This is a genomic window from Marivirga tractuosa DSM 4126, assembly GCF_000183425.1.
GTDB classification, from domain to species: Bacteria; Bacteroidota; Bacteroidia; order Cytophagales; family Cyclobacteriaceae; genus Marivirga; species Marivirga tractuosa.
In genome coordinates this window covers 2,177,725-2,190,092 of sequence record NC_014759.1, presented here as the reverse complement: position 1 = coordinate 2,190,092, position 12,368 = coordinate 2,177,725, and the positions used below count along the sequence as shown (strand labels likewise).

At 34.2% G+C, this 12,368-nt stretch carries 12 protein-coding genes; 7 read left to right on the top strand and 5 right to left on the bottom strand.

Going from position 1 to position 12,368, the window contains the following annotated elements; genetic code table 11:
• Position 1: 1 nt before the first annotated feature.
• On the bottom strand, positions 2-1,051 hold the full coding sequence (locus FTRAC_RS09170) for a glycosyltransferase (protein WP_013453957.1): 1,050 nt from the start codon (positions 1,049-1,051) through the stop codon (positions 2-4).
• 101 nt (positions 1,052-1,152) lie between these two features.
• The gene (locus tag FTRAC_RS09165; protein ID WP_013453956.1) at positions 1,153-2,265 is read right to left on the bottom strand and encodes a glycosyltransferase family 4 protein; all 1,113 of its coding nucleotides are present in this window, start codon (positions 2,263-2,265) and stop codon (positions 1,153-1,155) included.
• A gap of 94 nt (positions 2,266-2,359) precedes the next feature.
• Between FTRAC_RS09165 and FTRAC_RS09160 the strand changes: the two genes are divergently transcribed.
• The 5 genes from FTRAC_RS09160 to FTRAC_RS09140 all read left to right on the top strand — a co-directional run bounded on the left by FTRAC_RS09160 (position 2,360) and on the right by FTRAC_RS09140 (position 7,165).
• Positions 2,360-2,932 carry a sigma-70 family RNA polymerase sigma factor gene (locus tag FTRAC_RS09160; RefSeq protein ID WP_013453955.1) on the top strand — a complete coding sequence of 191 codons (573 nt, stop codon included), beginning with the start codon at positions 2,360-2,362 and terminating at the stop codon, positions 2,930-2,932.
• Between the two features lie 88 nt (positions 2,933-3,020).
• Positions 3,021-3,269, top strand: a complete 249-nt coding sequence (locus tag FTRAC_RS09155; RefSeq protein WP_013453954.1) for an anti-sigma factor family protein — start codon at positions 3,021-3,023, stop codon at positions 3,267-3,269.
• The gene (gmk, locus tag FTRAC_RS09150; protein ID WP_013453953.1) at positions 3,266-3,841 is read left to right on the top strand and encodes a guanylate kinase; all 576 of its coding nucleotides are present in this window, start codon (positions 3,266-3,268) and stop codon (positions 3,839-3,841) included. The genes FTRAC_RS09155 and gmk overlap by 4 nt, the downstream gene beginning before the upstream one ends.
• Positions 3,842-3,845: 4 nt before the next feature.
• A complete protein-coding gene (gene nadD / locus FTRAC_RS09145) occupies positions 3,846-4,424 on the top strand; it encodes a nicotinate (nicotinamide) nucleotide adenylyltransferase (RefSeq protein WP_013453952.1) in 579 nt (192 codons plus the stop codon).
• Positions 4,425-4,492: 68 nt separating this feature from the next.
• The gene (locus FTRAC_RS09140; protein WP_013453951.1) at positions 4,493-7,165 is read left to right on the top strand and encodes a DUF5686 and carboxypeptidase regulatory-like domain-containing protein; all 2,673 of its coding nucleotides are present in this window, start codon (positions 4,493-4,495) and stop codon (positions 7,163-7,165) included.
• On the opposite strand, the gene FTRAC_RS09135 is transcribed toward FTRAC_RS09140, so the two are convergent.
• The 3 genes from FTRAC_RS09135 to rplU form a co-directional block, all read right to left on the bottom strand.
• Positions 7,166-9,283: a tetratricopeptide repeat-containing sensor histidine kinase gene (locus FTRAC_RS09135; protein ID WP_041649663.1), complete on the bottom strand. Its 2,118-nt coding sequence runs from the start codon at positions 9,281-9,283 to the stop codon at positions 7,166-7,168.
• Between the two features lie 325 nt (positions 9,284-9,608).
• Positions 9,609-9,866 (bottom strand): 50S ribosomal protein L27, encoded by a 258-nt coding sequence (gene rpmA, locus FTRAC_RS09130; protein WP_013453949.1) that lies wholly within the window; start codon positions 9,864-9,866, stop codon positions 9,609-9,611.
• A gap of 8 nt (positions 9,867-9,874) precedes the next feature.
• Complete coding sequence (gene rplU, locus FTRAC_RS09125) at positions 9,875-10,186, bottom strand: 50S ribosomal protein L21 (protein WP_013453948.1); 312 nt, start codon at positions 10,184-10,186, stop codon at positions 9,875-9,877.
• 289 nt (positions 10,187-10,475) lie between these two features.
• Here rplU and FTRAC_RS09120 point away from each other — a divergent pair, with 289 nt between their 5' ends.
• Together FTRAC_RS09120 and FTRAC_RS09115 are read left to right on the top strand one after the other, a co-directional pair.
• Positions 10,476-10,982, top strand: coding sequence for a hypothetical protein (locus tag FTRAC_RS09120; RefSeq protein ID WP_013453947.1), 507 nt, complete (start codon positions 10,476-10,478; stop codon positions 10,980-10,982).
• 372 nt (positions 10,983-11,354) lie between these two features.
• Positions 11,355-12,350, top strand: a complete 996-nt coding sequence (locus tag FTRAC_RS09115) for a ribonucleoside-diphosphate reductase small subunit (RefSeq protein WP_013453946.1) — start codon at positions 11,355-11,357, stop codon at positions 12,348-12,350.
• The last annotated feature ends 18 nt before the right edge of the window (positions 12,351-12,368 follow it).

Below are 12,368 nucleotides of genomic sequence, written 5' to 3'. Positions count from 1 at the left end.
CTCACTTAGTAGTTTTTGAGGACTTTTCGAATTCAGCTATAATGTTTAGGAGATGATTAGCAATTTGAACAGAATTATAACTTTTCAATATCAGTTGATAGGCATTAGTTCCTAATGTTTTTAGTAGTAGGCTGTTTTCTTTTGCTTTTAGTATTGCATTTGCTAAATCAGTTGCTGTATTTTCGATAAGTATAATATTCTCTCGGTTGGTAAAAATCTCTTTAATCGCAGTACTCTCTCGGGTAATGATAGTTTTCCCTATTGAAGCATAATGATAGATTTTATTAGGGATGACTAAATTTGCTTTCTCTGAATCTCCGAAAATTCCAAGGCAAACATCAAAAGAATTTATGATCTCATTTAATTCATTATATTCCACTCTACCTCGAAATCTAATGTTAGAAAGTCCGTATTTTTCTGATTTTTGTTTTGCCTTTTTGAAAGTATAGCCACCTCCAATAAGTTCAAATTTGATGTCAATATGATCTTTCAAGATGTTGGCAGCCTCAATAATCTTTTTTACCCCTTGTAAGGGTACAAAACTGCCGTAAAAACCTACAGTAAAAATCTTTTTTTTATCATTTGATTCTTCATCAGGAAAGAACAGATCGGTATCTGATCCTATATATAGATGATACACCTTGTCACGATTCAAACTGAATTTTCTGATGAAGTATTCTCTATGAGCCTTTGTGTCGGTTAGTAGAACGTCAGCTTTTTGGAAAGGTATTTTATCTAGAAAGAATTTAATAGGTAATTTCCAAAAATGACCATAATCCAGTTTGGTTAAGTATTTGGATATTAAAGGATCAAAAATGACAGGTGTTTTAGTATGATTTTTGATAAATCCAACATCTTTATGTCGGAAAGGTGGAATAAAAATGTAATCTGCCCAATCGGCCTTTAATTGAAACTTGTTTTTATCAAAGCTGCTTCTTTTTGGAATAGAGAAGTAATCTATATTAACATTGGGTATTTTCTTTAAACCGCTCAATAAAACTTGAACTCTATTATAGTTGAAGTCGGATTTGCCGGCAAATAATATATTCATCTCAATTCCAAATTAGAGGCGTAAATTTAATCAAATGTAAGGGTATTCATTCGAATTATAGATACAAAAAATTGTAAATTATGTGCTTTTATCGCTTTTATTTAGACGAGATGGCTTTTGATTAAACCCGTAAAAAAGTCCTCATGTTTGTTTAGTGTATTTTCTATCGAAAAAGTTTCAAAGGCAGTTTTTCTTCCATTTTCCAAAATGTTTTGTCTTAAAGCCTGATCTTCAACTAAGCGTTTTATTTGATGGGCAAAGTCCTGGTAATCTTCGTTTTCATATAGCAATCCATTTTCTTCATGTTGTACTACATCAGGTATCCCCGCATAATTTGTCGCCACCACAGGTGTGTCCATTGCCATACTTTCTACCAAAGTTAATCCAAAGCCATCCATGGTGGAGGGTAATACGTTTACGGTCATCAGAGTATAGTATTGAATAACAGTAGCTTTATTATTGACTATTCCTAAGCACTTCACTTCTTGAGGAACATCGTGGATGTCTGGTTCATTTGGAAATCTGTTTCTGTAATTTTCCTCGTCCAAACCAACGTAAAGTACTTTCCATTCTTTAGGTAAAAACTGAAGAGCTTTTACTAGTTGGGGTTGATTCTTATATCGAGACACACAGCCTATCACAATATCCTCATCCGTGTAGCCTAATTCCTCTTGTAGTTTTTTTCTTAGTTTTAAGTTGGGTTGATATTGATCAGTTGGAGTGCCATTATGGATCACTTTAAGCTTATCTTGATGAATTCCTCTTTCAATAAAAATTTTCCTTAGAGCTTCACTAACCACCACTACTTTATCGCAGAAGTAATTATTGAAAACATTTTGGAAAAATTTGTTTAACCCTATCATTTTCTTAGGGTTTTGTCTTCTTGTTTGAACTATTTTAACTTTTTTACCATACAAGAAATTCACCAATGGCCCAACATAGCGGTCTTTAGAAGACTGTGCATTAATGATTTGAATATTTTCTTTCTCAATTAATTCTTTGATTATGTTCCTAGTAATTTTATCCGTTTTGCTTCTAAATGGCAAATAGACTCTTTTAACTTTAGAATCCTCGATTAAGCTATCCAGAAAAGTGTCCTTTTTCAAGCCTAAAAAAACATTGTGGTTCCTATCAGCCAACCCTTTAGCTAAATAGGAAATACTGTAAGTAGAACCAGCCACACCGCCCTGTGCACAAAGAATAAGAATATTCATAATAGAATTTATATAAAATTAAGAATTGACAGGTATAACCTTCTCTCCATTTTTCGGTTATATACAGTAATTAAACTAGTCTGTGGGAGAGCGTATGTCATACGAAAGCAAAGATAAGAAAAGAGTATTTAATGAGGAATTTATGCCGCATGTTGATGCGATGTATAATTTCGCATTTAGGTTAACTTTGGATGAGGACGATGCCAAAGATTTGGTGCAAGAAACCTTCATGAAAGCCTATAGATTCATCAATTCTTTTGAAACGGGAACCAATGCAAAAGCTTGGCTGTTTCGAATCTTGAAGAACAGCTTCATAAATAATTATAGGAAGAAAAGTAAACAGCCGAATAAGGTCGATTATCAGGAAGTGGAGTCGTTCTATAATTCTGATTCTGTGAATGAAAATATTACAACAGACCTTAGGGTTGAAACTGTTCAGCATTTAATAGGGGATGAGATCACAAATGCACTTAATTCACTTGATGTCGATTTCAGAACCGTTATTATTTTGTGTGATTTGGAAGGCTTCACTTATGAAGAGATGGCCAAGATATTGGATATCCCCATAGGAACTGTCAGAAGTCGATTGCACAGAGCCAGAAATTTATTGAAAGAGAAGCTTAAGCAATATGCTAGTTCCTTAGGCTATAAGGATAAGCGAAAATAATTATAGGAGATTTTTAGGTGAAAGAAACTTTGGGCATATTTGTGGAATAAAAAGGTAATCGCCTAATTTTTTAATAAAAAAGCAAACCATGGAAGTTGAGCAAAACCAAGCGTGTACAGAATTATTACAACTAGTAATTGATGGACAAGCTACAAAAGAGCAACATCAGGAGTTGATGAAGCATCTTGAAGAATGCGAAAGTTGCAGAGAAGAGTATTTATTGAGTAAAGTAATCAAAGAAAGTCTCAAAAGCCACGTCAAAGCTAACGGCACTCCCAAGGATTTGGTAAACTCCATCCAAAATAAAATTTCTGACACAGCAGCTTCCATCAAATGAAGAATAACGGTAAAGCAATTATCTTCTCAGCACCATCCGGAGCTGGTAAAACCACTATAGTCCAACATTTATTAGATCAACATCCTGAGCTAGGTTTTTCTATTTCTGCTTGCACACGCGATAAAAGAGGTAGAACAGAGGTTGATGGCGTTGATTATTATTTCCTGACCCCAGAAGAATTTAAAAAACGCATAGACAAAGAGGAATTTGTAGAGTGGGAGGAAGTCTATGAAGGGAATTTTTATGGTACCTTAAAAGAAGAAGTGCAAAGAATTTGGGATTCAGGTAGAGCAGTTATTTTTGATGTGGATGTAAAAGGCGGTTTAAAACTCAAGAAATATTTTGGAGATGACGCATTAGCCGTGTTCGTTAAAGTACCTTCACTTGAAGTTTTGGAAGAAAGATTGAAAAAGCGTAACTCTGAATCGTCATCGAGTTTGTCTCAACGTATGTATAAAGCTAAATTCGAAATGACTTTTGAAAAGGAGTTTGATGTAACTTTGGTAAATGAGGATTTACCAACCTCTCTCAAAAAAGCAGAAGATATGGTGGCTGGTTTTATTGGTAAATAAAATTATGAATAAAAACGTAGGTCTATTTTTTGGTTCATTTAACCCAATTCATGTGGGGCATTTAATTATTGCCAACACCATGTTGGAGGAGCCTGATGTAGATGAGGTTTGGTTTGTTGTTTCCCCCCAAAGCCCATTTAAAAAGCAGAAATCACTGGCACACGAATTTGATCGATATGACTTGGTTCAAGCAGCTATAGGTGATCATTTCCATATGAAAGTTACGGATATTGAATTCAATATGCCTAAACCAAGCTACACGGCAGATACTTTAGCATATTTAACAGATCAAAATCCTAATCATAATTTTAAGTTAATCATCGGAGAAGATAATTTGAAAAGTTTTCCTAAGTGGAAGAATAGCGATATCATATTGAGAGATTATGGTTTGTTGGTTTACCCACGGCCAAATGCTAAAAATTCTGAATTGAAAGAGCATGAGAATGTTCGTTTTGTAGAAGCTCCAATGATGGATATTTCTGCTACCTTTATCAGAAAGTCCATAAAAAATAATCGCTCTGTGAAATATTTAGTACCTGATGCGGTTTTAGATAGAATAAAAGGAAAGAAACTTTATATATAAGTTTTTAACTTTTAGGCTTGAACTTTCATCCTTACAATTAATATCTTGAACCACATTTGCATCATTTTATGAAGAAATATCTTACCCTCTGTATACTAATCTGTTTTATCTTTCAAATTAAGGCTCAGGGTGTGAGAGGTGTTGTGTATGGAGATGATGGTGAAGCCCTATCGTTTGCTACTATTTATGTAGAGCAAACGGGATCAGGAACTTCCACTAATCAAGAAGCATATTACGAATTACAGCTAAAGCCGGGCGACTATACGCTTCAATATAAATTTGTTGGTTATGAAACGGTCATAAAGAAAATTACTGTTGCCAATGAGAATTTAAAGTTGGATGTAGTACTTCCAAAACAAAGTCTGTTATTAGATGAAGTAACTACATCAGCCAAAGCAACTGATCCTGCTAACTGGATGATGCGAAAAGCCATAGCCAAAAGTAGTTACCATCGCCAACAAATTGATGCTTATTCAGCTCGGGTCTATGTAAAAGGGAAACTAGAGGTTGTAGATATTCCTTTTTATATGACGAGTGTTTTAAAAAGAGAAGGAATAGATGAAGAAACAATCATTATTACGGAATCTGTAAGCGAAGTAAGCTACAGAAGGCCCAATCAGTTTTCTGAAAAGGTAGTTTCTATTTACGCCTCCAAAAAAACAGATATCAATGCAAATCCTATGCGTTTCATTGCGGGGAGTTTTTATCAAGATGAAATTGCTTCCGTTATTTCCCCGCTTTCATCCAAAGCTTTTCGATATTATCGATTTAAGCATTTGGGAGCTTTTATGGATGGGAATAATCTAATTAATAAGATAAAAGTAATACCTAAAGTGCCAGCTCCAAATGTATTTGAAGGAGAAATACAATTAGTGGAAGAAGACTGGGCCTTATTTAGGGTCGACCTGAATGCGCAGATTGATCTTGGAATAAAAGTTAGGATTCGGCAGGTATATCAAAAGATCAATGATTTGGCTTGGATGCCCATAACTCACCAATTTGATTTTAATGGAGACCCTATGGGATTTGGTTTTAAAGGGAAGTACTTGGCTTCAATGAGCAATTACAGCATTGAATTGAACCCTGCTTTGCCGCAAAAGCTTAGAATTTTGGATAAGGATGATGATCAGCAAGGCAGAATGAAGGAAGATATTTTAGAAGAAGTTTCTCAACTTCAGGAAGCAAAAAAGGAAGAAGAAATAGTAGTAAAGTCTGAAGATTTATCGGGTATAATGAAGGATTATAAAAAGACTCAACAGGATTCTTTAGCTAAACAAGATGTTATTGGGGTTTATAATTTTAAAGTTGATTCAGGGGCATACAATCAGGATTCAACATTTTGGGCACAAGTACGGCCCATACCACTTTCATCTGATGAAGCCAGAGGTTATGCCAAGGTTGATAGTTTAAATATTATTCAAGATCAAAAGGCTGAAAAAGATTCTATTGCAAATGTCAAAAAGTCAAGTTTCCAGATTACGGATATCCTGCTAGGAGGACGCTATTATTTGGACAGTTTGAAGCAATGGAGGTTTAAAATTTATAATCCAATCCTTAATATTCAATATAATACGGTAGAAGGGCTAAACATGGATTATAGTATTGGTCTAAAGAAAATACTACCAATTCGATATGATACTACTAGAGAAAATGATGAAATTGATAGAAGTTATTTCAATTGGAGTTCCTATGCCTTGATAAAACCGACCTTTCGTTATTCAGTTGCCCGAAATGTGGTGACAGGTAAACTATTAGCAAAATATCAGTATAAGAAGGGAGAAGTTGCATTTAGGGTTGGGCGATATGTGGAGCAATTCAATAATGCACCAGCTGTTGAACCTTTGATCAATACCAGTTTCACTACGCTTTGGGAACAGAATTTCATGAAAATCTATGAAAAGGATTTCCTGAGATTAAATTTTACAAGAAGATTTTCCGCCAGTTTTGATATAGAAGGTGAAATTGAATATGAAGAACGAAATCGATTATTGAATAATGCTGATTTTCGAACGGTTGATTGGAAAAGAGAATTTACTCCTAATTTTCCGGTAAATATTAATCCCATTGAAGACTTTGATGGTCAGAAAGCACTGACTGCTAATTTCAAGGCTTATTATAAACCCTTTGTAAAATATGTGATCCGTAACAATGTCAGGCGTCCACAATTTACTAGAGATACTCGCTTTTCATTTGAATATTTTAAGGGATTTAAAAATTTGGCTGGAAGTGAAGTGGATTTTGACAGGCTTGAGCTAGGTTATCGTGATGAGTTTGATTTTGGTGCAAAGGGCAGGACTTATATAAATACCAATGTTGGAGGGTTTTTAAATAATAACGCATTAGGATTTATGGATTATGCTCATTTTCCGGGTAATCGTTCTTTCATCACTCAAGCGGATCCTGTGAAGTCCTTTAGACTATTGGACTATTACCGATTTAGTACGGATCAGTTTTATGTCCAGAATTTCCTTTTCCACCGATTCAGAAAATTAATGATTACTCAAATTCCAGCCACCCGATTTATGGGATTGAAAGAAGGAGTTTTTATCAACTATTTGTATACTCCCGATAGTAAAAACTATTCAGAGTTAGGCTATTCAGTAGAAGGGATAATCAATCTTTTCCGTATAGAAATAGCCACTCAGTATGAGGATTTCCAATATAGAGGATGGGGAGTTAGAGTAGGGATTTCCACCTCACTTGGAGGTGATATGTCAATTAATGTAAGCGATGATGAATAATCATGGACTTTTTTCCGAAATAGAATTCAATTTTTTTGGCAGTTGAATTTCAAATTTAGTATGCTCTTTTTCTTCTAGAATCATGTTGAAACTGCCCGATAATTTTTGAATACACTGTTTGACTGTATAAAGCCCAATACTGATGTTTTCAAACTTGCTTTGAGCTTTTGAAAAACTACTAACAAGTTTGGAAGTTTCGGCATCTAACAGTTTTAGGTCAAAAAGTTTGAAGCTTATATGTATATTTTTGGGGTCATCGGTGATATAAAATCCAATTTTGTAATCTTTAGATTGCTCGCTTTTCATAAACTGTAAAGAATTTTGCAGCATATTGAAGATAATCAGGCGAACCAATGCCTCATCCGAATAATAAACTAAATGATCTTCAATTTTAATGTCTAGATTAAATTCGTTAATGTTTTCAATGTAAGCAACTTCATTAAAACATTCCTGAACTATTGATTTGAAATCTATTAATGAATGCTCAACAGCTTTGTCGTTTAATTCACTTATCAATTTCAACTCTTCAATTATCACATTGAGCCTAAGAGCGGCTTTATCAAGCATGCTGAAGTATTCTAGCGCTTTAGCATCGTTTACATCCTTCATAGCTAAATCACAAATACCCATCAACCTAACAATTGGCCCTTTGATATCGTGAGAAGACTTATAAATGAAATTATCTAATTCTAAGCTTGTCGTACGCAATCTCTCATTTACCTTTTTTAATTCGTAATTCCGTTTGTCAACTGTTCCGGCTAATTGTTGATTTAAAATTTCTAATTCATCTTTTTGTTGGCTGATTACATTTTTTGCTCTTTCTAATTCATTAAGATTGGTTTCTAAGTATTCTTTTTGAGTTTCAATTTCTTCCTTTTGGGCTTCTACCTTGTCATTTTGTTTCTTCAATGTGCTGTTGATCTTCTTATTTCGCTGATAAATCAATATCATCAGGAATGAAAAGGGAGTGACTAAGATAAGGAGGGAAATGTACACTAAATTTTGAAAGCTTTTTTCTTTTAAGGCGATTTCACTTTCCTGCAATTTCATTCTGTTTTCATTTTCCTCAAGTTTCAAAGGAATTAAAGATAGGTTTCTTTCTAGTGCGTCAAGATACAATGAGTCTTTAAGGGAGATAAATTTTTCCAGATATTCATTTGACAAGGGGGTGTTGCCTTTCTTTTTGTACAATTCGGCACAAACCCTATAAATTCCCAATACCAAATCTTTCGCTTTAATTTTCTGGGCAATAGAATCACATTGATTAAGTAAGTTTAATGCCTTATCAGTTTCATCTTTTAAAATTAGAACTTCTGCTTTTAGAAGATAGATTTCAGCTATGCCTTTTTGTTCGCTTATCTCTTTTCTGATTCTTAATGATTGATTATAGTAATATTCAGCTGAGTCATATTTGCCTTGTGCCATAGCAACTTGCCCCATCCCTTGCAAGGCTACGGACTCCCAGTTTTTGTTTTCATAGCTTTCAACTAGAGACAGGGAGGAGTTGAAGTACATTCCAGCTCTATCATAATTTTTTTGAGCTAGATGTAGATTCCCCATATTGTTTTGTGAATAAATTACTATGTTGAAATCATCATTGTCTTGGGCAACTTTTAATCCTCTATTAAAATAATGAATAGCACTATCAAACATATTGGCTTGTGCGTAAACTAAGCCAATATTATTTAACGTATGTTCTAATCCATAATTCACCCCTAACTCTTGCTTTAATTCATAAGATCTCACTAAATATTCTAATGCATTTTGATAATTTCCTAAACTGATATAAACAAAACCGATATTGTTTAATGCATTGTGGATCAGGATGGAGTCGTTGATTTGATTTGCTATTTTAAGAGCTCTTAAGTTGTATTCTAGTGAAGTTTCAAATTCCCCTTTGTAATTGTAAGTTCCTCCCAAAAGCCGTAAGGATTTTGATATATTTTTTGTATCACCTACCTTTTGAGACAGAAGTAAAGCTTGCTCGGCATATTTAAGAGCCGAATCTGGATAGTTTAACCAAGTTTTAAAAATTAGGGAATGTAAAATATTAATTCTCTCTTCACCTTTTGCGGCAATCAATTTTGATCTTAAACTGTCGCTTTCTGATTGTGCCATCAGTTTAGAGCTCAATAAGATAATTAGGGCTATATATAGAAATTTTAATTTCAACAGTAGAATTAAACTTTACTCAATTGTATTATTTTATAATATAAGTAATTATTTGAAGACTTGGAAGCAAATAAATACAGCTGTAGGGAGACTTGTGGTTTTAGTATGTAATATTGTTGCTGACTCTTTGATTTATTAAAGAGTCTTTAACTGTAAGTTTGCATCTTTAAAAAACGCAAGCGAGCCAATTTTGGTTTTGTGTGGGAGTATAAATAAAAAAACCCATTAACTAGAAAGTCAATGGGTTTAAAAATATTTTAAATGTTGTTTCTTAATTTACAGGCTCAACAGAAACGTAAGATCTATCTTTTTTGCCTCTTTTAAATTGAACCACTCCATCAGTAAGTGCAAATAATGTGTGATCTTTTCCCATACCCACATTATTTCCGGGGTGATGAGCAGTACCACGCTGACGAACCAATATGTTTCCTGCAATTGCAGCTTGGCCACCATATATTTTCACACCCAATCGTTTACTTTCCGATTCTCTACCGTTTTTGGAACTACCGACTCCTTTTTTGTGTGCCATGGTTTATATTATTTTGTAATTTTTTCGATTAAAACTTTTGTGAAATCTTGACGATGTCCATTTCTTTTCTTGTAGCCTTTTCTTCTTTTCTTTTTGAAAACGACTACTTTATCGCCTTTTACATGACCAAGGATTTTCCCTGATACCTTAGCGCCCTTTACTAAAGGTGCACCAACTTCGACTTTTCCATCATTGTCTACTAACAATACTTTGTCGAACTCTACGGAAGCGCCATCCTCACCCTCCATCTTTGGAGCGTATACGAACTGGTCTTGCGTTACTTTGAACTGCTTTCCGGCTATGTTTACAATTGCGTACATTGAAATAATTGTTTATTAAGTATACTATTTCCCAAAAGGAATGCAAATATAGTGATTTTATTTATAGTTACAAAAGCTATTGTATTACTCATCTAAATCTAATGAATTTCTGTTCTGCACATTTGATAAGCGATTGTAATATTGCTTTAAATACCTTCAAATGCGAGCGATAACAGCAACATAATGCCTCTGGAGTTTTTTCAAGCTGTATATATTGCTTGAAGCGCTTGCTTTGTGCGCTTGTATTGCTTTATTTTGAAACTATTAAGCACTCTAAATATTCTAAAAGATGAAGGTAAACATTCCTGAGAAATATACTGACCTATATATAAAAGCTTTAGGAGATAAAAAGAAAGCTTTGCAAATGAAAATCAATCAATTCAAGGCGGAGATTGAAGAGATCGATAGCCACCTCTCTAACTTGGTAAACTTGCCTCTTTTTCAGGAAAATGAAGCGCAAAATTTATTGCATCAGAAAACTAATGCATATCATGACCAATGGGCTTGGACAAAGAAAATAGCCTATTTTATTGATTTTAAGCGGAAATTGGTCAAAACTAATGAAGTGGTAGATTTTATCATGGAAAAGGAGCCAGACCTGAATAAATCAAAAGTAAGGAGCTCTGTTTCAGCAGCCTTATCCAATAAAATGAAGAAAGGAGTGTACCGCAAATTCGAAGATCCCGTAACAAGCAATACATACTACGGCCCAATAACATTTTTCTTAAATCAGCATGAACCGCAGATTGAATTTATGCCGGAGGACCTGAAAGAGAGGCTTTTGTATAATAACTAGCGATGTAATATAGTGCCTTTACGGCCAATTTTTTCAGTGCTCATTTGCTTGTGCTTGTGGAAAACTTTCGCAACTTTTTTTAATGTTTGAATACGCTCGAAATACCCCTAAGTGAAGCTGAGATAAAAGCGTGTAAGTAATTGAAAATAAGTTATATATATACTTATCCACAGCTCTCTGTCAGTAACTTTTCTCCCTTTGATTTTTCAGTTGAGTTGCTAATATTTGTAAACACAGCCAAGAAAATAGGGAAGAGAAAAAAGATTTTTGACTGCGTAATTTTTTCTATCTGCTTTAGTAAGAATTCATTAGCCTTTGCCACCCTGTTTTCTTTGAGAATTTATTAAGAAACAAAAAAAAAATATTTCAAAGATGAGTGAAGTAACCACATTCCAAGACGAACCGATTTTGAAAGAGAACAAAGACCGCTTTGTTTTATTCCCAATACAACATAAAGATATATGGGAATTCTATAAGATGGCAGAAGCTAGTTTTTGGACTGCTGAAGAAATCGATTTAAGCCAGGATCAAAAAGACTGGGAAAATCTGACGGAAGGCGAAACACACTTTATTAAACACGTGCTTGCTTTCTTTGCAGCAAGTGACGGAATCGTAAACGAAAACCTAGCCGAAAATTTTGTGGCTGAAGTTCAATATACCGAAGCCAAGTTTTTCTACGGCTTTCAAATTGCAATGGAAAACGTACACTCCGAGACCTATTCTTTATTGATAGACACTTACGTTAAAGACAATAAAGAAAAGGATAAGCTTTTCAATGCGATCGATACGATGGACTGTGTAAAGAAAAAGGCAGACTGGGCTTTGCGTTGGATTGATGAAGGAAATTATGCGGAAAGATTGATTGCCTTCGCTGCTGTGGAAGGTATTTTCTTCTCTGGTAGTTTCTGTTCTATTTTCTGGTTAAAGAAAAGAGGGTTAATGCCAGGATTGACTTTCTCCAATGAATTAATTTCAAGAGACGAAGGATTGCATTGTGATTTTGCTTGCTTGCTTTACAATGATCATTTAGTAAATAAATTATCGAAAGAAAAAGTGACAGCTATTATTACAGATGCTGTTGAAATTGAAAAAGAATTTGTGACCGATTCTTTACCAGTGAAATTGATTGGAATGAATGCAGATTTGATGTGTCAGTATATCGAGTTTGTAGCAGATAGATTATTACAAGAGTTAAGATGTGATAAAGTATATGGATCAAGCAATCCATTCGACTTTATGGAAATGATTTCATTACAAGGTAAAACTAACTTCTTCGAGAAAAGAGTTGGGGATTACCAAAAAGCTGGTGTAATGAAAAAAGAGGAAGATAGCGATAAAGCTAAATTCTCATTGGACGAAGACTTCTAAGATTTTTCTAGGCGTCAT